Below are 21,715 nucleotides of genomic sequence, written 5' to 3'. Positions count from 1 at the left end.
TTCAGCCCTTCATTCCGGTGGTCGCCAGGCCTTCCACCAGTCTCCTCTGGAAGACGAGGAAGCAGATGAGCGTCGGGACGAGCGCGAGTGTCGACATGGCAAACATCGCGCCGTAGGAGGAGCCGCTGGTCTGGTCGAGGAAGAGGGTGAGGCCGAGGGGGACGGTGAAGCGGGCGTTCTGCTGCAGGTAGACGAGCTGGCTGAGGAAGTCGTCGTAGGTCCAGATGAAGGTGAAGATCGTGGTGGTGACCAGGGCGGGCCGCATCAGCGGCAGGATGATCTTCCAGTAGATCTGCAGCGGGTTGGCGCCGTCCATCATCGCGGCCTGGTCCAGCTCGCGCGGGATGGAGCGGATGAACTGCACCATCAGGAAGATGAAGAAGGCGTCCGTGGCGAGGAACTTCGGGACGATCAGCGGCAGGAAGGTGTTGATCCAGGTCAGGTTGTAGAAGATCGTGTACTGCGGGATCAGCGTGGCCTGCATGGGCAGCATGAGCGTGCCGAGCATCAGGCCGAACCAGATCTTCTTGCCGCGGAACTCGAAGCGGGCGAAGGCGTAGGCGGCCAGCGAGCAGGAGACGACGTTTCCGATCACCGCGCCGATCGTGACGATCAGCGAGTTGGTGATGTAGAGCGAGAAGGAGTTTCCGGAGCCGCTCCAGCCCTCGGCGTAGTTCTCCGGACGCAGCGTGCCGGGGATCAGTCCGGGGTGGGTGAAGATCTGTGTGTCGGGCTTGAGGGAGCTGCTGAGCATCCACAGCAGCGGGTAGAGCATGACGATCGCGACACCGATGAGCAGGGTGTGCAGGAGGATGCGGCGGGGCCCGGTGAGCGAGCGGAGCTTCTTGAGCGGCGAAACGCTCGGCGTGATGGCGGACATGATCAAAATGGGCTCCTCGCTCAGTCGTCGTAGTGGACCCAGTAGCGGCCGGCGACGAAGTTGACCGCCGTGAAGCCCGCGATGACCAGGAACAGCACCCAGGCCAGCGCCGAGGCATAGCCCATCTGGAGGTCTGCGAAACCCTTCTTGTACAGGTAAAGGGAGTACAGCATGGTCGAGTTGAGCGGTCCGCCGGTGCCGTTGCTGATGACGAAGGCGGGCGTGAACGTCTTGAACGCGTCGATGATCTGCAGGACGACGTTGAAGAACACGATCGGGGTGAGCAGCGGCAGGGTGATCCTGAAGAACCGGGTGACGGGCCCGGCGCCGTCGATGGCGGCCGCCTCGTAGACGTCCTTGGGCAGCTGCTTCAGGCCCGCCAGGAAGATGACCATGGGGGTGCCGAACTGCCAGACGGCCAGCAGCACGATGGTGTAGAGCGCGCTGTCGGGGCTGGAGACCCAGTCCTGGCCCTTGATGCCGAACCAGCCCAGGAAGTCGTTGAACAGGCCGTCGCCGCCGAAGACCTGCCGCCACACGATGGCCACGGCGACCGCGCCGCCGAGCAGGGAGGGCAGGTAGAAGGCGGCCCGGTACAGGCCGATGCCCTTCAGCGGGCGGTTGAGCAGCATCGCCACGCCGAGCGCGAACGCCAGCTTCAGCGGGACGGAGACGACGACGTACAGGAGCGTGGCGTGGACCGAGTCCCAGAAGACCGGGTCGTCGGTGAACATCTTCCGGTAGTTGTCGACGCCGATCCACTGGGGGGCCGTGAGCAGGTCGAACTTGGTGAAGGACAGGTACAGCGAGTCCAGCATCGGGTAGACCGTGAGGCCGAACAGGCCCACGAACCAGGGGGCCAGAAAGAGGTACGGCCACCAGCCCCCGCCCCGCCGTCTGGCGAGGCGGCGCCGCATGCGGTCGCGTTCCCGCTGGTCGGACGGGGTCGCCGGAGCCGACGGCGCCGTGGCGACCCCGTCGGTCTGCGCGGTGGTCATACTCATCTCCCTGGCCCTCTCCCGGTGTTCGGTGGTGCGGTGCGGCTGGGCGGCCCTGGTGAAGTGCCGGTGCGTGCCGCGCCCCAAGGGGCGCGGGGCTGTGTCGGATTGCGGCTCCGCCGCGGGGCGCGGCCAGCCCCCACCTGCCCGCGGGGTCATCACCGTGCTCCCAGCAGAGCGCTCAGGCGGTCAGAATCCCTGCCGCCTGGTCGAAGAACTTGCCGAGCTGCGCCTTGAGCGTCGTCTTGCCGAAGGCGATGGCGAGATTCGACTGGAACAGCAGGTCCCAGATCTGGGTGGCGGCGGCCGGCGGGGGTGGCGGGGCGGCCAGTGCGTTGGTGGCCTTGGAGACCCGCTTGGAGATGTAGTCGGCGTTCGCCATGTCCCGCTTGTCGGTGTCGTCCAGACCCGCGGAGATGAGGTTGCGCGCCTTCTCCGTCGGTGGGATGCCGCGGTACAGCTGCATGTCCTTGATGGCCGTCGCGTCCTGGGCGAAGAAGGACATGATCCGCACGGAGTCGGCCACCCGCTTGCTGGACCTGGTGGCGCTGAGCAGCACTCCGCCGTTGAGGTAGTTGCCCTCGCGGGCGCCGGACCAGTCGCCCTGCGGGGTGGGCAGGAAGTCCAGGGTGGCGTCGGTGATCGAGCCGCCCGCGCCGTAGACGCCGGTGTCGAAGGTGATCAGCGCCTTGCCGATGACCACGGCGTTCTTGGTGAGGTCGTTGTGCGCCGCGGAGGTGACGGCGGCCGCCGGGCAGGCGTTGATCCTGCGCATCTCGGCCCAGTACTCCCACCACGCCTGGAGGGTGTCCGAGGTGAAGCCGAGCTTCTTGCCGTCGTCCGAGAACAGGTTCTGGCCGTGCTCACGGGCGAAGATCTCGAAGGCGTTGAGGGTGCCGCCGCCACCGTCGTCGACGCCGAAGAGCCTGCCGCCGCTCTTCTTGTTGACGTCGGCGGAGATCTTCTTCAGGTCGGCCCAGGTCCATTCGGCGTCCGGGAACTTCAGGCCCAGCCGCTCCAGCCCGCTGCGGTTCACGGTGAGCTGGCTGACGCCGATGCCCGACGGGACGCCGTACAGCTTGCCGTCGACGGTGCCGGCGGCGAGCAGCGTCCTGGAGAAGCCGGTGAGGTCCAGGGACTTGCCGACGTAGTCGTCGAGCGGGGCGAGGACTCCCTTGCGGGCGTACTGGGCGACCAGCGCGGTGTCCATCTGCAGCAGGTCGGGGGTACTGCCGCCGGCGATCTGGGTGTCGAACTTGTTGAAGTAGCCGTCGTATCCGGAGTAGGTCTCCTGGATCTTGATCTTCGGGTTCTTCTGCTGGAAGGAGGCCAGCGCCTTCTTGTAGGCCGCGTGCCGCTCGTCGCTGCCCCACCAGGTCATGGTCAGCCTGCTGCTGGTGGTGCCCGCCCCGGTGCCGCCGGCGCAGGCGGTGAGGGCGGGGCCGAGGGCGCCTGCGACGGCGAGCCCGCTCGCGGTGCGGAAGAGGGTTCTGCGCGAGATCTGGTGACCCACCGGGTCCTCCCTGGAGGTGCGTGACGGAATTCCGGGCCGGCGACCGTGGCGCGGTTGCGCGGCGGCTGCGGCACGGGGGCGCTGCTCGGGAACGTGCGCCTTCCCGGGGGCGGCCTCGCCCGGCCGCGCCGCCTGCTGCGGGTGGGATCCCCGGCCGCATGAGGGCCGGTGTCGCACGAGCACGCCCTCGTGCGCCGCGCCGTACGTCGCGTACGGCCCGGATGCCACCCCAAGCCGGTGTCCCGACCGACCTAGAAAGCGCTTGTCCGGACATTGGCAGAACGAGCCGGAGGCCGTCAATCCTTCCTTCGCGCGGCCTCGGTCACGGTTCGGACACCGCGGGCGACCGCGAGCCGGGCCGCACCCACGACGGTGCCCAGCTCGCCGACCGTGCTGCTGACCACCTCGGTGGGCCAGCTCAGCCGCGCCAGTTCGGCCCGCACCCCGGGCAACAGCTGCGGGTCCGCGCCGGTGCTGCCGCCCAGCACGATCAGCCCCGGGTCGAGCACGGCGGCCACGGCGGCGGCGAGCCGGCCCACGTCGGCGGCGTGGCGGGCGACGACGGCCCGGGCCGGGGCGATCCCCTGGCCGGCGAGGGCGAACAGCCGCTCGGTGCCCGCCGGGCACGGGCCGTCGGTGTCCCGCCAGGCCTCGGCGGCGCGCCGCAGCAGCGACGCGGCGCCCATGTACTCCTCCAGCGCCTCCAGGCGCGGCTCACGGCCGTCGTCCCAGGGGTAGGGCAGCCGGGCCAGTTCACCGGCGGCGCCGTTCGCCCCGCGCAGCACCCGGCCGTCGACGACGATGCCGAGGCCGACGCCCACGCCGACGCGGAGGTAGCCGAAGGTGCCGCGGCCCCGCGCGGCGCCCTCGTGAAGTTCGGCGAGAGCGGCGCAGTTGACGTTGTTCTCCAGGTGGACGGGGACTGACGGTGGCAGGGCGACGGCCATGGCGTCGAAGACCGGTCCCGCCTTGTCGGTCGCCGGGCGCATCCCGCCGCCGTCCGCCGCCCGTGCGGTGACATCGCCGACGGCGACGACGACGGTGCGCAGCGGGGTGCCGGCGGGCAGCGCGCCGAGCGCCTCGCGTACGGCGTCGGCGGCGTCGGCCCGGGAGCCGGTGGCCTCGGCCAGCAGGGTCCCGTCCAGGGCGCAGCCCCGTACCCGGGTGCGGTCGGGGCCCAGGTCGACGGCGAGGACGGCACCGGCGTCCGGTCCGAGCCGGTAGACGGCGGCGGTGCGGCCGGTGCCGCTGGAGGCGGTGCCGGACAGGGCGGCGAGCCGGGCGCTCTCCAGTTCGGCGACGGCGGAGGACACCGTCGGCTTGGACAGACCGGCGAGGCCCGCCAGTTGCGGCCGGGTCGCGCTGCCCGCCCGGGCGAGCACGGCGAAGACGGCGCTCGCGCTCTCGGACAGCCGGGGCGCCGTCACCACGTCGTGTTCCACGGTTCTCCCACAGGTCATGGACCGCTCTCTCGGCAGGGCTCACCCAGCCCGACACGGCGATGGGTCGCCCGGCGTCACGCCGGAAGGCCCGGTCGTCCCGACGGCCGGAGCGCGACGCCTCTTGACGCACTGTACTTGGTTAGTTAATTTCCTAACGAACTTCACGGTACTCGCCTGCCGCACTCCGCCCGAGGCCCGTCCCGGGGCTTCCCGACCGCTCCAACCACCCCTTTCCCAGGCACGGTTCGCCCACCGTCGTCAGCCGGAGCACCGACGAAAGAGGTTCCGTGCAGGACTCCACTCCCGTCCTGGTCGGCATCGACGTGGGCGGCACCAAGACGCAGCTGCGCGCCGTGGCCGAGGACGGCCCCGTCGCCGACCACGTCCGCGCGAGCAGCGGCTGGCGGCCGCACGACCCGGTGGCCGCCGCGTCCTGGCTGGCCGGGCTGGTCGCCGACGCGCTGCCGTCCGGCACCCGCCCGTCGGCGCTGGTCGTGGGCGGCCACGCCTGCGAGACCGCACGCCAGTGCGCGCAGATACGCCTCGCCCTGCACCTCCACTTCGACGCGCCCGCGCTGGTCGTGGGCGATGCCGAACTCCTCGTGCCCGCCGCCGGGTTGGACAAGGGCGTCGGCCTGGTCGCCGGCACCGGCTCGGTGGCGGTGGGCCGGTGCGCCGACGGCACCCGCGTGCAGGTCGGCGGCTGGGGCGCGGCCCTCGGCGACGAGGGCGGCGCGGCCGGGCTGGTCCGTCAGGCGGCGCGCGCCTGCTGGGCCGCACACGACCGCGGCGAGCCACCCGACGCGCTGGCGGCAGCGCTCCTCGACGCGTTCGGGGTGCCCGAAGTCCCCGCTCTGGGTGCGGCGTTGGAGGGTGCCACGGATCCCTCCGCGGCGTGGGGCCGGCACGCTCCGGCCGTCTTCTCCGCCGCAGCGGCGGGCTCGGTGCTCGCCCGCGAGGTGATCGGCGCCGGCGGGCGCTCCCTGGCCGCGCTGGTGGCACTGCTCGCCCGGCGCGGCGTGGCGGCCGACGACGTGGTCGTCGCGGGCGGCACGATCCTCGCCCAGCCACTGCTGTACGACGCGTTCGCCGCCGCGCTCGCGAGGACGTTGCCGTCGGCCCGCCCGCAGCCGCTGCGGGTGCCGCCGGTCGACGGGGCGGTGGTGCTGGCGCGTTCGCTGGCGTGCGGCCGGGGGCGGTCGCTCCGGTGACGGCGTGAGCGTTCTCCGCTGTGCGGCCGAGGGCGTTTCTGTGAGCGACCTGCCCCGCGTTCACCCGCCGACCACGCGGAGATCACCGGGGCCTCCCCGGCGGGACACCCCGCAGCCCTAGATATTCACCCGTTCAACTTCCTCCCCCTTCTTCTCCACGGGATCGCACAACTCGGCACATCCCGCCGGACACCCCGTGGACGACTCCTGAGAGGCACAGGCATGCCGTCACCTGCCGGGCACCCCACCTCCGTGCCGAACCGGCGCGGGTTCCTCAAGACCTCGCTGGCCGCTTCGGCGGGCGTGCTCGCCGCGCCGGCCGTCGCCGCGTGGCTGCCGGCGGCCGACGCGAAGGCCGCCACCGCCCCGGCCGCGTTCGTGGACGACTACAAGACCAACGTCGTCGCCAACCTCACGCCCGAGACCAACGCGGTGGTCCGCATCCTCGGCGGCTTCGCCCAGGTGTGGAAGACCGGCTCTGCCTGGAACACCGGCACCCCGCTGCGCCCCGAGGTGCTGCGCGCCGACATGGAGTACTGCGCCCACGTCACGCGGACGCGCACCGACGCAGCCGCGAAAGAGGCCTTCGTCTACGACCGCCAGCACCAGAGCTACGCGCTGATCGCCGGCCTCGGCCCGCTCGCCGGCCTCTACCGGACGGGCGCGAAGGCGGTCACGTCGATCACGAGCGCGCCCGACGGCACACCCGCGACCACCGTCAGCGACGCCGTGCCCGCGGACGCCCCGGCCGGCTCGGCGCTCGGCGCCGGCGCCCACGACGCGGCTCTCGGCAAGGTCGCCGAACTGGTCGACACCGTGCGCGGCCCGTACGCCTCCGGCAACCCCGCCAAGTACGCCTACCAGTACCCACGCCCCTGGCGCCTGACCGAGGACAGCGAGGTCGTCGACACCGGGAGGACGGGCGCGTTCGGCTTCCCGGTGTACGACTCGCCCGTGGTCGTGGCTCCGCAGCTGCTGCGCCAGCGCGGCACCTCCCCGGCCGACGACGGTGGCTTCCCGAGCGGCCACACCAACGCCTTCCACCTGGCGGCACTGGCCTACGCCTACGCCGTACCCGAGCGCTTCCAGGAGCTGGTGACCCGCGCCTTCGAGCTGAGCCACACCCGGATCGTGGCGGGCATGCACCACCCCGTCGACGTCATCGGCGGCCGGATCATGGCCACCGCCCTCGCCGCGGCCACTCTCGCCGACCCCGCCAACGCGCAGCTGAAGGCCGCCGCCCGCGCCCAGGCCCTCGCCTGGTTCACCGCGCAGACCGGCACCACCGCCGACACCCTGTACGCCTACGCCCACAGCGGCACCGACGCGTACGCCGACCGGGACGCCAATGCCCGCGCGGTCCGGCCCCGGCTGACGTACGTCCTCACCCGGCAGGGCCGCGACCTGCCGCTGACCGTGCCGAAGGGCGCGGAGGTGCTGCTGGAGACCCGGTTGCCGTATCTGACGGTCGATCAGCGCCGCGAGGTGCTGCGCACCACCGGACTGCCCTCCGGGTACGTCCTCCTCGACGGCTTCGAGCAGTGGGGGCGGCTCAACCTGTTCGCCGCGGCGGACGGTTACGGCGCCTTCGAGGCAGACGTCTCGATCACGCTGGACGCGGCGGCGGGCGGTTTCTCGGCGGCCGACGCCTGGCGCAACGACATCGACGGGCGCGGCGGCCTGACCAAGCGCGGCACCGGCTCGCTGACGCTGGCCGGCCGCAACCGCTACACGGGCGGGACGGTGCTGGCCGAGGGCACACTGGTCGCCGGCGGCGAGGACGCCCTCGGCCACGGGGACGTGCGGGTCGCGGGCGGCACCCTGCGGGTGGCCCGGCGGCTGCGGGTGCGCGGCGCGTACGCGCAGGAGGCGGGCACGCTGGAGGTGACCCTGCGGGCCGGCCGCAAGGCGCCGCTGACGGTGCAGCACCTGGCCGTGCTGGGCGGCTCCGCGGTGCTGGCGCTGCACCTCGACCCCGAGCGGCCGCCGGCCGAGGGCAGCACCCTGTGGGTCCTCGACGCGCCCCGGCTGCGCGGCCGGTTCACCCGGATCGAGGTGAACTCCGACCGGCTGCGGGCCGTACCCGTGTACACGGCAGAAGGTCTGTCGGTACGACTCGTGAAGCGGTGACGCCTGCGGCGGCGTGAGCGGTGCGACAGTAGGGCCATGATCCGGCCCACGACCGTTCCCGCCGCGCCCCGGCCGGTGCCACCGCGGGGCGGATGATGGCGCGCGAACAGCACCTGCTCCTCACCCGTGCGGCTGCCGCCGAGGGGCTGGCACGGCCGGCCCCCGGCCGCCCGTACGCCTGGCTGCGTCGCCACCGGCGATGGCTGGTTCCCCTGCTGGCCGCGGTGTTGCTCGCCCAGATGGCCGCGGCGATGGTCACCACGGCCGTCCAGCAGACGCCGACCATCGACGAGCCGGTGTACGTCGCGACGGCGACCGACTATCTGCACGAGCACCGGATCCGTTACAACCCCGAACACCCGCCGCTCGGCAAGCTGCTGATCGCGGCCGGTGTCGCGGTGGCGGACCCGCACTACGCCCCCTCGTACACCGGCACCCAGGGGGATGTGGGCCGGCATCTGCTCTACGAGTCGGGCAACGACCCCTGGCGGGTGATGGTGTGGGCGCGGCTGCCGGTGATCGTGCTGACCCTGCTGTTCGGGCTGGTCGCCTTCGCGTTCGCGCGTGACCTGACGGGTCCGGTGGGCGGTCTGGTGGCGCTCGCGCTGTACACCTTCTCGCCCGATCTGATCGCCCACGGCTCCCTGGCCACACTGGACGTGCCGATGGCCGGATTCGTCCTGACCTCGGCCTGGCTGGTGTGGCGGGCACGGCGCCGGCCCCGGCGGTATCTGCCGCTCGCCGGGGCGGCTCTCGGCGCGGCCGTGGCGACGAAGATGAGCGCGCTGCCGGCGGTTCCGGTGCTGATGAGCCTGGCCGCACTGTCGGTCCTGGCTGCGCGCCGGGGGTCGGGGCTGCGGCCGGGGGATGGGCCGGACGCGAACACGCACCCGAGAGGCGGACCGCACGCGGACACCGACAGGGAACGGGACATGCACCCGGTCGGCGCGCGACCGGACACGGGCGCCGCCCGGGAGCAGGAGGCACCGCACACCAACAGCAGGCCGCACCGGAGCGACGGCCGAGAGGGGCAGGCACCGCAGACCGGCCGCTCGGGCACAGGACACGGCCGGGAACACGGCAGCCGTCCGCCCGCTGAGCCCCATGCCGGCTCAGGCCGGGCCCGACGGTTCCTGTCCGTCCTCGCGGGTGCCCCCGGCGGCCGGCGCCGGAAGGCGCTGTCGGCGCTGGGCGGCGCGGTCGTCGTGGCGGTGGTCGCGGTCGCCGTCGTCTGGGCCGCGTATCTCGTCGTGGACCCCGGCCTGCGGTTCTCTCCCGCCGAACCCGTGCCGACCCTGCACGGGCTGCGCGGCCGGCTGGTGGATCTGCTGCCGGTGCCCGGTGCCTACCAGGCGGGCATGCGGGTGCAGTTCGGGCTGGAGGACCAGCCGTGGCAGGGGTATCTGTTCGGGCACCTGTACACCGGCTCGCGCTGGTACTACCTGCCGGTCGCCCTGCTGGTGAAGACGCCGCTCGGGCTGCTGGCGCTGGGCGCGGCGGGTGCGGTGGCGGTCGTGGCGGTACGGCGGCTGCGGCGGGCGGCGCCGTATGTGCTGCTGCCGCCCGGGGTGCTGCTGGCGGCGGCCATGACGGGCTCGCGGGACTTCGGGACGCGGTACGCGCTGTTCGTGCCGATGTTCCTCGCGGTGGCGGCGGCCTGTGTGCCCCGGCCCGGCCGGCGGTGGACGGCCGCCGTGGCGGCCGCGCTGGTGCTGTTGACGGGGTTGAGTTCGCTGCGGACCTTCCCGTACTACCTGCCGTACGCCAACGAGGCCTTCGGCGGCCCCGCCCGCACCCACCGGCTGCTGCACGACTCCAACGTGGACTGGGGACAGGACCTGGGCCGGCTCGCGGACCGGCTCCGGCAGCGGCACCAGGGCGAGCGGGTGTGGCTGGTGTACAAGGGCAGTGGTGTGCCGTCGTACTACGGCATCCACGCCGCCGATCCGCGCACGGTGCCGCCGGAGCGGGTGCACGGACTGCTGGTGGTGTCCGACTCCGCCCTCGCCAAGGCGCGCGGACGGCTCGCCGAGCTGGTCGGCAGCAGCCGGCCGGCCGGTGACGTGGGCCATTCGATCAGCCTCTTCCGGCGCTGAAACCTCCTGCTCAACCCGCTGTTCCTGACGGTGGGTGAGCTATGTTGAGTGCTTGTGGCAGACAAAGGAGGCGGACCGGTGCCCTCGCCGCAGCAGGCACGCGCACAGGCATCAGCGATCACGTCCGGCAAGACCGTGCCCGCGGCCGAGGCCGCCCCGACCTCGCAGCTCAGGGAACTCTTCGACGGCCCCCGTCTGTCGCCGGGGCAGCGGCGCATCGCCCAGTACCTGATCGAGCACATCACCGAGGCCGCGTTCCTGTCCATCACCGAACTGGCCGACCGGGTCGGGGTCAGCCAGCCCTCGGTCACCCGCTTCGCCGGCGCCGTCGGCTTCAGCGGCTACCCCGCCCTGCGCGAGCGGCTGCAGGCGATCGCGCTGAGCACCCTGGCCGGCGGGCCGGGCGAGGAGAACCGGGCCAACGAACTGCAGGCGGCCGTCGACGCCGAGATCGAGAACCTGGAGAACCTGCGGCGCGACTTCGCCAACCCCGACCAGATCATCCGCGTCGGCCGCGAGCTGTCCCGCTCCACCCCGCTGACGGTGCTGGGCCTGCGCATCTCGGAGTCGCTCGCCGAGTACTTCGGCTACGCCGCCCGCCGCATCCACCCCGACGTGCGGCTGGTCACCCGGGGCGGCAGCGTGGCCTACGACGCGCTGCTGCAGTGCCGTGAGGCCGGCGGCACCTGGGTGCTGGCCTTTGCCATGCCCAGGCACTCCCAGGAGACGCTCCAGGCCGTCCGGGTGGCCCGCGGCGCCGGTCTGAAGGTCGCCCTGGTGACCGACCTCGCCCTCGGGCCGGTGGCCGACGAGGCCGACGTCACCTTCGCCACCGGCACCGGCTCACGGCTGGTGTTCGACTCCTACGCCGCGCCGGGCGTGATGGCCGCCGCGCTGCTGCAGGCCATGACCGACGCCGATCCGGAGCGCACCCAGGCCCGCCTGGAGAAGTACGAGCACCTCTCCGACCAGCACCAGTTCTTCCTGAAGGACTGAATCGGGCACGTTTGTGCGCCCGTGCCCCGGGTGCGGTGAAGATCCTGCGGTCTCCCAAGCCACGGACGGGGATCATCCACGACAAATCACGCATGAATGTTTTCATACGTCTTGCAAACCGGACGGCATATATAAATACTGCTCACGGATCGCGCCCGGCCCACTCCTGGCACGTTCCGCACCAGCGGACTCACCGCTCGCACACCGCCCCGAGAAAGCCGACGGACCGCCCATGCGTACGCACGTCACCGCGCAGCGCCGGTCACCGACGCCCGGGGCCCCTGCACGGACACCCCCCGCCGCCGTCCCCTACCCACGTCGGCGCGCGGGGTGTACCGGGGCGCATCGTCTGCGCGACGCGCCCGTGGCGGCCCCGGCCATCCCCTAGGCCGGGGCCGCCCCGCACCCCGTCGACCACCCTCACGACGCCGCACACCGGAAGCGATGATCATGCCTCTGACCAGCACGCGTATCAGCCCCGACTGGCCCTGCCAGGTCAAGGAACCGGGCTCGTACGACTGGGAGCGCTCGGCGGCCAGGTGGCTGCGCGACCTGATCCCCGCGCGCTACGCCAGCTATCCGGCCCTCATCCGCCACCCCGTCCTGCTCGCCCGGCACGCCCAGCTGCAGGTCCAGCAGGAGATACGGGTCGCCCGGACGGCCCTGCAGACCGCACGGGCCGAGCTGCCGATGCTCGGCCTGCCCGAGTCGGTCATCGAGCACACGATCAAGCTGTACGCCGCCGAGGTGATGCAGCTGCAGCACATCGCCCGCAGCGTGCGCGCGGTCAGCGAGGCCCTGGCCGCACGCGGCACGGGCCGCTGATCCACCGGGCCCGCACCGGGCCGCCGACGGCTCGCTCTGCTTCCGGACGGTCGTACGGTGCCGGTGTGGACCGTCGCGCGAAGCCGGTGTGAAGGTCGTATGAAAACCGTCTCCGGCGGGCGAGTGATCGAACGGCCCCGGTGTGCCATGCTCGTCGCGTGACGAGCGAGCGCGCGCACCCGGTGGACCCCGCCGGCGACGATCTTGTCGCACTGGCCAGGATCGTGGCCCGTCAGCGCGCCGAGCTGGAACGGCTGCGGGACCTCGCCGCGACCTCGGCGGTCCTGGAGCGGGCCAAGGGCGTGCTGATGGCCGTCACAGGGTGCACCGCGGAAGCCGCGCACGAGGAGTTGCAGCAGTGCGCCGGGGACGGCAACCGCACGCTCCTCGAGCAGTGCTGGCTCACCCTCGGTGCCCTGCTGCCGCCGAACGAGCGACCGTCCGGCACGTCCGCGGCCCCCGCCGAACCGCCGGTCGCCGGCACCTGGAACGCCGCGCCCGCCGGCACCGCAGACCTCGCGACGACACTCGGGCGCATCGGCCGGGACCTGGTCCGGGCGGGCACCGTGCACGAGCTGGCCCGGTGTCTGCTGGAGCACATCGCGCCCGAGACCGACGCCGACGCGGTGATGCTGTACGAGCGGCTGCCCGAGGGCGGGCTCGAACTGGTCGGGCATGCCGGGGTCGACACGACCCTCGCCGCCCAGTGGCGGTACGTCCCCCCGGTCCGCGGAGTGGCCCCGCTCGAAGCCCTGGGGTCCGGTGAGCCGCGGTGGCTGGAGGACCACACCGGGGACCGCGACCGGTACCTGATGATCGGGGAGTCGCCGGAGCGCTGGCCCAGCAGGGCCTGGCTGCCGGTGCCCGTGCCCGACGGCGAGAGAGCCCGTGTCGCCCTGGGCGTGCTGCGCAGGCGCGCCGGGTCGTTCGAGCCGCGCGAGCGGGACCTGCTGCTGGCGGTCGCCCGGCTCTGCGCGGGCCGGCTGCGCGCCTTCGACTCCCCCCGGGAACGCCCCGGTGACGCCGACTCCCGGACCGTGCAGGCGGTGTTCGACGCGCTGCCGGGCGCGGCGATCCTGCTGACTCCGCTGCGCGCCGCCTCCGGCGAGGTGGAGGACTACCGCATCGAGGCCGCCACCTCGGAGACGGTCGACGTGTTCGGCCGGTCCGGCCGGGAGATGGTCGGCAGAGGGGTCCTGGAGAGCTGTCCGTCCGTCGCGGGCGAGGCGCTGTGGCACGGCTGTCTGAGGGCGCTGGAGGCGGGCGTGCCGTTCGAGAGCGAACCGTTCGTGCACCACGAGGTGGCCGGCGAGGTGCCCGTGACCGCCACCTACTCGGTGCGGGCCGCCCCGATGGGCGAGGGCCTGCTGGTCACCTGGCTGCGGCAGGACCCCGCACAGCGGCAGGAGCGGCGCCTGGCCGATGTGCAGCGGCTCGGCAACCTCGGCTGGGCCAACTGGAACCTGATCACCCGGGAGATCTCGTGGTCCGAGCAGACCTACGCCGTGCTCGGCCGGTCCGCCGCCGAGCAGCCGCTCGCTCTCGAACGGCTCCCGGACCTCGCGCTGCCGGAGGACGCGGGCCCGCTCACCCACGCGATCGCCGAACTGGTCCGCCACGCCCGGCCGTTCGACGTGCCGTTCCGCATCGCGGCGACCGGGGGTGTCCGGCATCTGCGGCTGGTGGCGGAGGCCGTCACGGCGCCGGACGGCACCGCCGTCGAGGTGCGCGGCTTCGTCCAGGACCTCACCCGGCAGCGGAGCGCGGAACTGGCGCTGGTGGAGAGCGAGCGGGCGATGCTGCTGCAGCGCGGGGTCCTGCAGGCCGAACGGGCCCTGGCCGCCCGGCTGCAGCATGCGCTGCTGCCGCTGCCGAGCAAGCCGGTGCGGCGGTCGGGGCTGCGTGTCGAGGTCGCGTATCTGCCCGCGCAGTCCGGCATCCATGTGGGCGGTGACTGGTTCAGCGCCGTCGAACTCCCTGACGACGACGCGCTGTTCGTGGTCGGGGACGTGGCGGGCCACGGCGTCGACGCGGTGGCCACGATGGCCCAGCTCAGGTTCACCGCGAAGGGGATGGTCAGCACCGGCTCCTCGCTGACCGAGGCACTGGCGGGGCTCAACTACCTGCTGCTGCACTCCCGCGACAGCCAGGCCACCGCCACCGTGGTGCTCGCCCGCTACCACCCCGGCCGGCGCGTCCTCGGCTGGGCGCAGGCCGGGCATCTGCCGCCGCTGCTGGTGCGCCGCGGCGAGGTGCGCTATCTCGACCGGCCCGGCGGCATGCTGCTCGGCGCGACCGCGGCTCCGCTCTTCGAGGCGGCGGAACTCCGTCTGGAGCCCGGGGACCGGCTGCTGCTGTACACCGACGGCCTGGTGGAGCGACCCGGCGAGAGCCTCGACGCAGGCCTGGACCGGCTGGCCGAAGCGGTGCGCGCCCAGGGCTGCGGCGACTGCGGATCACTGGACGCACTGCTCACCACGATGCTCGCGGAGGAGGGGCGGGACGACGTGTGCGTGGTGGACATCAGGATGCCGCTGGACGACATGACCACCGGGACGGACGCGCCGGACAGGGACGGCTAGGGCCGGGCGGCGGTACCGGGGCCCGGTGACGGTGCGCGGGGATGGGGCCGCGGATCAGTCGTCGTTCCGGTGCCGCAAGTACCAGCACACCCCGACGACCAGGGCCAACAGGAAGACGGCGGGCACGAGCAGGCCCGGGATGCGGGAGGCGGTCATCGGGGTGGCCTTCGGTCGTGGTGCGGTGGGACGCGCGGCACTCGGCCGCGGGGCTGCCCATGATGGGCCCGGGCCACCGCACAGGCAATGCCTTTCGTCAGGGCATTGCCCGGTGTTCGAACCCGTTCAGTCCACGGGGTGACCTGCGCGGATGCCGGCCGCGTCGGACAGGCGCAGCAGCGGCCCGCCGCGCCCCCCGCCCCACTGCACCGGGTCCAGGACGAAGCCGACGTGGTCGCCGCCGTCGGTGCGGTGGAGGATGGTGCCGACGAACCAGGCCGCCGTGTTCCGCAGCACCACCGCGCCGCCGTAGCCCTCCGCCCAGTCCAGGCACGCGAACTTGTCGATCCTGTCGCCGGTCTGGCCGCCGAGGAGTTCCGCGAGGTCCCGTTGGTCGCGGGTGAGCAGATGGACGGCGAGGTGTTGTGCGGCCCGGGCGACGCGGTAGGTGTGGTTGGCCTTGGACAGCCAGACCGTGAACCGGGGCGGCCGGATGGAGCACTGCGAGGCGAAGCCGACCAGACACCCGGCCCGCTCGCCGTCGGCCACGGCCGTCACCACGCACATGTCGGGATTCAGCCGCTCGAAGAAGCCGTCCATGGAGCCGTCCACCTGGCCGTCCATGGCTTCCTCCGGGCCGGCTCCGGCCACGCTCGCCGCACTGTCCACGTCCGTCATGGCACCGCGCTCCCGTCCGCCGCTACGGCCCGGCCTCGGCGTGCACAGGGAGCCCCGGGCACGGTCCGCGCCGCTCTCCCGGGGTTCCCCGCGTGCCTCTCATCAATCGTCGCCCGGGCCGGTCCGCGACTCCAGCGCGCGGCGCGTGTCGTCGCCGTAGACGCCGGTCTCGTCACCGCTGATGCCGTACCAGAGCTGGAACCGCGCCACGGCCGCGGTGAGGCCGGCGTCGTAGGTGCCGCTGGTGGAGCCGTCGCGGTAGACGTCCGGGATGCGGAGCAGCCGTTTCTGCAGTTCGGTGACGCCGGGGCCGGTGTCGCCCTGGCGGAGCGTGCCGGGGCCGTCGGGGTCGGTGGCAGTGGTGGGCGCGGGGGATGTGGTGGGGGTGGGTGCCGGTGCGGTGGTGGGCGGTGCGGTCGCGGCCGGGCGGTGCGCGGGCGCGGTCGCCGCGGCCTGCTCGCGGCCGGGCAGGAGCAGCGCACAGCCGAACCCGAGGAGGGCCGCGGCGGCCACGGCCCCGGCGACGGCCGTCCGGCGCAGGACGCGGGGCCGGCCGTCGGCGTGCGGCGGAGTGCGGGCCGGCGGCACGGGCGGCAGTTCCTGCGTCTCCGCCTCGTCGGCGTGCGCCGCTCGCGCCGGGGCGCTCTCCATCTCGCGCATCAGCTCCGCCAGTCCGTCGAGGCGGCGGGGCCGCAGCACCCGGACGGGTTCCAGGACCGGTCCGGGACGCGGCCGTTCAGGATCGGGCGGTGTCGGCACCTGGCTCTCCTTCCGTCGTCCCCGCACTGAGATACGGCGACGCGGGTGGCACCGTTCAGGGTCGACCGGCCACACCGAAACGATCGAAACGCGCAACTCCGAAAGGAGTGTTGAGCGTTTGAGAAAGCGCGTGCTAGAAAGCGCCGTCATGACGACTCCTTGGTCCCGCCGTGGTTTTCTGGCCGTCTGTTCGGGAACCGCTGTCGCCCTGGGTCTCAGGACCCGGGCGTTCGCGGCGTCGGACGAGTTCGCGACGCTCCGGGCGAGGTGGCGCACCCTGATCCTCGGCGAGGGCTTCGACCCCGCCGCCGAACCGTTCCGGAGCCGGCTCGCCGACCTGGGCGCGACGGCGGGCCGGTACCGGGCCACGATGGCCCCCGCCCCCGGCTCCCTGTGGCCCGACCTGGTCTACGCCGACCCGGACCCGGACACCGACCAGGAGTCGTACGGCTACTCGGGCAACATGAACACCAGTTACACCCGGCTGAGCACGCTCGCGCAGGCGTACTGCCAGCCCGGCACCGGCCTGACCGGCGACGCGGATCTGCGGGACGCGGTCCTCACCGGCCTGGACCACCTCCACGACGACGTCTACAACGCGGACCGGACCCGGTACGGAAACTGGTACAGCTGGCAGATCGGCGCCCCGCAGGCGCTGCTGGACGTGTGCGTGCTGATGTACGACGCCCTGCCGCCCGACCGGCTCGCCGGGTACCTCGCCGCCGTCGACCACTTCGTGCCCGACTCGGCGGTGGCGAGCTACAGCGGGACGAGTACGGGCGCCAACCGGGTCGACCTGTGCCGGGTGCTGGTGCTGCGCGGCGTCGTCGGGGCGAGCGCGGCCAAGGTCGCCCTGGCCCGCGACGCCCTCTCCCCCGTGTTCCCGTACGTCACCTCCGGCGACGGCCTGTACGCCGACGGTTCGTTCATCCAGCACACCACCGTGCCGTACACCGGCTCCTACGGCTCGGTCCTGCTCGGCGGTCTCGGGCTGCTGTTCGCGCTGCTGGCGGGTTCGAGCTGGGAGGTGACGGATCCGAACCGGCAGATCGTGTTCGACGCGGTGGAGCACGCCTGGGCGCCGTTCCTCCACAACGGCCTGGTGATGGACGCCGTGGCGGGCCGGGCGATCAGCCGCGGGCTCTCGGCCGCGGACCCCCAGCAGATCCAGCAGGACGACCATCTGCGCGGCCATCCGATCCTGGGCTCGATCGTGCTGCTCGGGCAGGGGGCGAGCGCGGCCGAGAACGCCCGCTGGCGTGCTCTGGTGAAGGGCTGGATGCAGCGCGACCACTACAGCCCGCCGCTCGCCGACCCGGTGCTGAGCCTGCCGCATCTGGCCCGGCTCAAGGGCGTGCAGGACGACGGGTCGGTGACGGCGGCGGCCGAGCCTTCCGGGCACCGGCTGTTCCCGTCCATGGCACGGGCCACGCACCGCGGACCGGGCTGGGCGGCCGCGCTGAGCATGGCCGACAAACGGATCACGTACTACGAGACCGGCAACGGCGAGAATCTGCGCGGCTGGCACACCGGTTCCGGGATGCTCTACTGGTGGGGCGACACCTTCGCGGGCGGCCAGTACAGCGACGCCTTCTGGCCCACCGTCGACCCCTACCGGCTGCCCGGCACGACCGTCTCGCGCAAGGCGCTGGCGGACGAGGCCGGCGGGGACTGGGGCGCCCCGAAGCCGGACGTGAGCTGGGTGGGCGGCGCGACGGACGGACGGCGAGCGGCCGTCGGGCAGTACCTCAGGGGCCTGCAGTCGACGCTTGTGGCGAACAAGTCGTGGTTCTTCTTGGACGACACGGTCGTCTGTCTCGGCGCGGGCATCAGCTGCGCCGACGGCACGGCCGTGGAGACGACGGTCGAGAACCGCAACCTCGGCCCCACCGGCGGTGCCCCCTTCACCGTCGACGGCACGGTCCGGCCCGCCTCCTACCCCTGGTCGGCGACGCTCACCGGGGCGAAGTGGGCGCACATCGGCGGGCACGGCGGTTATGTCTTCCCCGGCGGGGCGACCGTGCGGGCCCTGCGCGACGCCCGGGACGGCAGCTGGAGCACCATCAACAAGGGCGGCTCGGCCACCGTCCTGAACCGCAAGTACCTGACGATGTACGTCGACCACGGCACCGATCCGGTGAACGCGTCGTACGCCTATCTCCTGCTGCCGGGCGCCACCGCGGCCCGTACGCGGGCGCGGGCCGCGGACCCGCACTGGCTGACCGTGCTCGCCAACACCAACAGCGGGCAGGGGGTGGCCGTCGCCTCGCTCGGGTTCACGGGGGTGAACTTCTGGCTGGGCGGAACGGTCGGAACGCTCACCGCGAGCGATCCGTGCTCCGTGATGATCAGCGAGAACGAGGACGGCACCGCCGTGATCGCGGTGAGCGATCCGATGCGCATGCGCACGAGCCTCACCCTGACCTGGCGGCGGGCCGCCTGCGCGGTGACGTCCGCACCGGGCACGCTCGTCTCGGCGACCACCGGCGCCATCCTGACGCTCGTCTTCGGCGACCTCACACAGACGGCCGGGGTCACCCAGCGGGTCACCGTCAGGCTGGGCTGAGCGCCTCCCGCTGCACGAACCGGCCCAGGGACGCCGTGAACGCGGCGACGAAGGCGTCCCTGGCCTCCTCCGGCAGGGCCTCCAGGGACAGATAGGGGTTCAGGTCCTCGAGTTCGACCAGCAGGAGGCCGCCGTCGCGGGTGCGGCAGGCGTCGACGCGCTGGATGCCGTGGCCGAGGTCGTTCCAGTCGATGAAACGCCGGGCGAACTCCAGGTCGGCGGCGGTGGCCGCATAGGGCTTCAGCTCCCAGCGGCGCTCCGGGTCGGGGGCGTGGAGGGCGTACTGGAAGTCGTCGTCGACGAAATAGAAGGACACCTCGTGGACGAAGTCGACGCAGGGCTGGATCAGGACCTGGCCGGTGGCGAGCGCGGCGACCTGGCCGGCGGGCACGATCCTCAGGCCGAGGGAGTCGGCGCCGAGCATGGGCTTGACGACGTACCGCTCGGCGGCCGGCAGCAGGTGCAGTTCCTCGGCGCGGCCGACCGTCGGTATGACGGGGAAGCCCGCGGCGCTCAGGTCGAGCAGGTACTGCTTGCCGGCCATGTCCGCCTTGCCGGTGAGCGGGTTGTAGACGCGGGCGCCGGTGGCGAGTCCTCGGGCGCGGAAGGCGTCGTACGCGCGCTGGTAGCCGAGGACGGGCCCGCTGTTGCGGACGACCACGGCGTCGAATCCGTCCATCAGCGCGGCGGCGTCCAGCGGATGGCACAGGGCGAGGTCGAACCGGTCGCGCAGCCGGGAGGTGAGGAGGATGTCCTCGTCGCAGTAGCGACGTCCGCGGGCCTCGTACGCCAGGTCGGTGACGTAGAGCAGGCGGGGGCGGGCGGCGGGCATACGGGGTCTCCTCGGGCGGGTGCGGCCCCTTGGGACGGCGGGGGCGCGGCATGCGGTGCAGAAAGGTTACGTCGGAGCCTGCACGCTCCAGTCCCCGGCCCGGACCTCCGCACCCGCTGCGACTGCTCTCACAGCACTCAGTTCCCCGGCACGCCCACTCGGACTGCACTGAGTGTCACCATACTCGTCCGGGTGCTACGTTCCCCTTCATGAGCTCCAGCAGCGCGGCGCCGGCCGTGAAGCCGCCGATGCGCGACACCCTCGTTGCGGCGGCCTTCCAGCTCTTCCTGGAACGCGGGTACGAGCAGACCACCGTGGACGACATCGTGGCCCTGGCCGGGGTCGGCCGGCGTTCGTTCTTCCGCTACTTCCCTTCCAAGGAGGACGTGGTCTTCCCCGACCACGAGCGCTGCCTGGCCGACATGACCGCCTTCCTCGCCGCGAGCGACGAGGAGCACGAACCGGTGCGGAGGGTGTGCGACGCGGCCCGGCTGGTGCTGGGGATGTACGCGGAGAACCCGACGTTCTCCGTGCAGCGCTACCGGCTCACCAAGCAGGTGCCGGGCCTGCGGGCCTACGAGCTGTCGGTGGTGTGGCGCTACGAGCGTGCGCTCGCCGAGTACCTGCGCGGGCGGTTCGCGGGCCGGCCGGACGGGACGCTGCGGGCGGATGTCGTCGCGGCCGCGGTGGTCGCCGCGCACAACAACGCCCTGCGCTCCTGGCTGCGTTCGGACGGTCTGGGCGACGCGGGCGCGGCCGTGGACCACGCGCTGGGGTATGTGCAGCGGGCGTTCGGGAACACCGCCGAGCCCGCTGCGGCACCCGCCCGGACCGGTCCGCTGCCGGCGGGCGAGCAGGCGGGCCGTCCGGACGACGTGGTGGTGCTGGTCTCCCGCCGGGACGCCCCGCTGTGGCGGGTGGTGCAGGAGTTGGAGACGGCGCTCGGCCGCGCCTGACGCACCCCGCTTCCGCGAAATAGGGGTACGCAGTGCCTTTACGAGTGACACTGAGTGCCATACTCTGTCGGGCGTGCAAGGTGGCGCAGCCGCCGCGCACGCGTGTGCCCGGTGCGCGCCGGACACGCGGGATTCCGGCCGAGCGCAGGGAGTTGACCAGCGTGTACCACTACTCAGCAAACGTCTCGTATCCGGCGGCCGGCTCCGCGGCGGGTCTCCTCGATCCCGTCTCCGCGGACTCCAGGGACGCCATCGTCTTCCAGCGCTGCACCTGGTGCGGCACCGCGATGTACCACCGGCTGCTGTGTCCGGTGTGCCAGGGCAGCGAGCTGCGCACGGAGCGCAGCGAGGGTGTCGGGACGGTCCGGCACTCCACCGTGGTGCACCGCAACACGCCCGCGGCGCGCAATGTCTCGCTGATCGAGATGGCCGAGGGGTTCGTCGTACGGGGGCGGGTCATGGGCCCGCCGGTCGGCATCCACAGCGGCGACCGGGTCCGGCTGTCCACCGCCCAGGATCCGGTGCGGGGCGAGCCTGTCTTCCAGCTGCTGGACGAGCCGTACCGGGGCGCCTGGACCTGACGGCGCCGTCCACACCGGCCCCCACGGGGGCCACAGCCCCAGGACCAACTCCCTTGCGGTGAGCGGCTGTTCGGCCCGGGGCTGTCACGGTCCTCACTCCGTGAGGGTCACCCGGATCCCGACCGTTCCGTCCAGGCCGCGCCGCAGCCGGCTGCCGAGCAGGGTGAGGCGGCCGACGATGCCGTACTTGCGGGCGATGAGGTCCCGGTAGCGGGCGGTGGTGGCGGCGTCGGTGATCTCCGCGGTGGCCGGCACCTGGTCGCCGGTGGGGTTGCCGCGCAGGTCGCACGGGCCGACGAGGACGTCCGGGCGGCGGCGGATCCGTTTGACCTTGAAGCTGTCGGCGGCCGTCCAGACACCGAGCGTGTCACCGTCCCGGACCACCCAGACCGGGGTGGCGACCGTGGTGCCGTTCCTGCGGTGGCTGGTCACGAGCAGGTACTTGCCGGAGCCGAGCCGGTCCAGCCGCGAGTCGTCCATGCACGGCAGTCTAGGAGGCCGCCCCGACCGGCGG

Annotated in this window: 17 protein-coding genes; 9 read left to right on the top strand and 8 right to left on the bottom strand. The window is 72.9% G+C overall.

The window, feature by feature from the left end:
* Nucleotide 1 precedes the first annotated feature (1 nt).
* The 4 genes from ACWC2T_RS12725 to ACWC2T_RS12710 all read right to left on the bottom strand — a co-directional run bounded on the left by ACWC2T_RS12725 (nucleotide 2) and on the right by ACWC2T_RS12710 (nucleotide 4,851).
* Nucleotides 2–880, bottom strand: a complete 879-nt coding sequence (locus tag ACWC2T_RS12725) for a carbohydrate ABC transporter permease (RefSeq protein WP_450670357.1) — start codon at nucleotides 878–880, stop codon at nucleotides 2–4.
* Between the two features lie 20 nt (nucleotides 881–900).
* A complete protein-coding gene (locus ACWC2T_RS12720) occupies nucleotides 901–1,878 on the bottom strand; it encodes a carbohydrate ABC transporter permease (RefSeq protein WP_450670356.1) in 978 nt (325 codons plus the stop codon).
* 181 nt (nucleotides 1,879–2,059) lie between these two features.
* Nucleotides 2,060–3,391 (bottom strand): ABC transporter substrate-binding protein, encoded by a 1,332-nt coding sequence (locus ACWC2T_RS12715; protein ID WP_450670355.1) that lies wholly within the window; start codon nucleotides 3,389–3,391, stop codon nucleotides 2,060–2,062.
* Nucleotides 3,392–3,687: 296 nt separating this feature from the next.
* Nucleotides 3,688–4,851 carry an ROK family protein gene (locus tag ACWC2T_RS12710; protein WP_450670354.1) on the bottom strand — a complete coding sequence of 388 codons (1,164 nt, stop codon included), beginning with the start codon at nucleotides 4,849–4,851 and terminating at the stop codon, nucleotides 3,688–3,690.
* A 269-nt stretch (nucleotides 4,852–5,120) separates the two neighbouring features.
* Here ACWC2T_RS12710 and ACWC2T_RS12705 point away from each other — a divergent pair, with 269 nt between their 5' ends.
* From ACWC2T_RS12705 to ACWC2T_RS12680, 6 genes are all read left to right on the top strand, one after another.
* Complete coding sequence (locus ACWC2T_RS12705) at nucleotides 5,121–6,044, top strand: N-acetylglucosamine kinase (protein WP_450670353.1); 924 nt, start codon at nucleotides 5,121–5,123, stop codon at nucleotides 6,042–6,044.
* A gap of 222 nt (nucleotides 6,045–6,266) precedes the next feature.
* Nucleotides 6,267–8,174 (top strand): phosphatase PAP2 family protein, encoded by a 1,908-nt coding sequence (locus ACWC2T_RS12700; RefSeq protein WP_450670352.1) that lies wholly within the window; start codon nucleotides 6,267–6,269, stop codon nucleotides 8,172–8,174.
* Between the two features lie 92 nt (nucleotides 8,175–8,266).
* Nucleotides 8,267–10,270, top strand: coding sequence for a phospholipid carrier-dependent glycosyltransferase (locus ACWC2T_RS12695; RefSeq protein ID WP_450670351.1), 2,004 nt, complete (start codon nucleotides 8,267–8,269; stop codon nucleotides 10,268–10,270).
* 78 nt (nucleotides 10,271–10,348) lie between these two features.
* Entirely contained in the window at nucleotides 10,349–11,266 is a 918-nt protein-coding gene (locus tag ACWC2T_RS12690) for a MurR/RpiR family transcriptional regulator (RefSeq protein WP_450670350.1), read from the top strand.
* A gap of 444 nt (nucleotides 11,267–11,710) precedes the next feature.
* Entirely contained in the window at nucleotides 11,711–12,091 is a 381-nt protein-coding gene (locus ACWC2T_RS12685) for a hypothetical protein (RefSeq protein ID WP_450670349.1), read from the top strand.
* 158 nt (nucleotides 12,092–12,249) lie between these two features.
* Entirely contained in the window at nucleotides 12,250–14,673 is a 2,424-nt protein-coding gene (locus ACWC2T_RS12680) for a SpoIIE family protein phosphatase (protein ID WP_450670348.1), read from the top strand.
* 282 nt (nucleotides 14,674–14,955) lie between these two features.
* On the opposite strand, the gene ACWC2T_RS12675 is transcribed toward ACWC2T_RS12680, so the two are convergent.
* Together ACWC2T_RS12675 and ACWC2T_RS12670 are read right to left on the bottom strand one after the other, a co-directional pair.
* Nucleotides 14,956–15,429: a flavin reductase family protein gene (locus ACWC2T_RS12675; RefSeq protein WP_450670409.1), complete on the bottom strand. Its 474-nt coding sequence runs from the start codon at nucleotides 15,427–15,429 to the stop codon at nucleotides 14,956–14,958.
* A gap of 180 nt (nucleotides 15,430–15,609) precedes the next feature.
* Nucleotides 15,610–16,266, bottom strand: coding sequence for a peptidoglycan-binding domain-containing protein (locus tag ACWC2T_RS12670; protein ID WP_450670347.1), 657 nt, complete (start codon nucleotides 16,264–16,266; stop codon nucleotides 15,610–15,612).
* Between the two features lie 148 nt (nucleotides 16,267–16,414).
* Between ACWC2T_RS12670 and ACWC2T_RS12665 the strand changes: the two genes are divergently transcribed.
* The gene (locus ACWC2T_RS12665; RefSeq protein WP_450670346.1) at nucleotides 16,415–18,832 is read left to right on the top strand and encodes a polysaccharide lyase 8 family protein; all 2,418 of its coding nucleotides are present in this window, start codon (nucleotides 16,415–16,417) and stop codon (nucleotides 18,830–18,832) included.
* On the opposite strand, the gene ACWC2T_RS12660 is transcribed toward ACWC2T_RS12665, so the two are convergent.
* Entirely contained in the window at nucleotides 18,819–19,664 is an 846-nt protein-coding gene (locus tag ACWC2T_RS12660) for a hypothetical protein (protein ID WP_450670345.1), read from the bottom strand. The genes ACWC2T_RS12665 and ACWC2T_RS12660 overlap by 14 nt on opposite strands.
* A 209-nt stretch (nucleotides 19,665–19,873) precedes the next feature.
* Between ACWC2T_RS12660 and ACWC2T_RS12655 the strand changes: the two genes are divergently transcribed.
* Nucleotides 19,874–20,620, top strand: a complete 747-nt coding sequence (locus ACWC2T_RS12655; protein ID WP_450670344.1) for a TetR family transcriptional regulator — start codon at nucleotides 19,874–19,876, stop codon at nucleotides 20,618–20,620.
* Between the two features lie 161 nt (nucleotides 20,621–20,781).
* On the top strand, nucleotides 20,782–21,201 hold the full coding sequence (locus ACWC2T_RS12650) for a Zn-ribbon domain-containing OB-fold protein (RefSeq protein ID WP_450670343.1): 420 nt from the start codon (nucleotides 20,782–20,784) through the stop codon (nucleotides 21,199–21,201).
* A gap of 93 nt (nucleotides 21,202–21,294) precedes the next feature.
* On the opposite strand, the gene ACWC2T_RS12645 is transcribed toward ACWC2T_RS12650, so the two are convergent.
* Complete coding sequence (locus ACWC2T_RS12645; RefSeq protein ID WP_450670342.1) at nucleotides 21,295–21,681, bottom strand: PPOX class F420-dependent oxidoreductase; 387 nt, start codon at nucleotides 21,679–21,681, stop codon at nucleotides 21,295–21,297.
* Nucleotides 21,682–21,715 lie beyond the last annotated feature (34 nt).

It is taken from the genome of Streptomyces sp. NPDC001393 (assembly GCF_053597455.1).
Note: the sequence above shows the minus strand (reverse complement) of the source record. Positions and strands in the feature narration are given on the sequence as shown.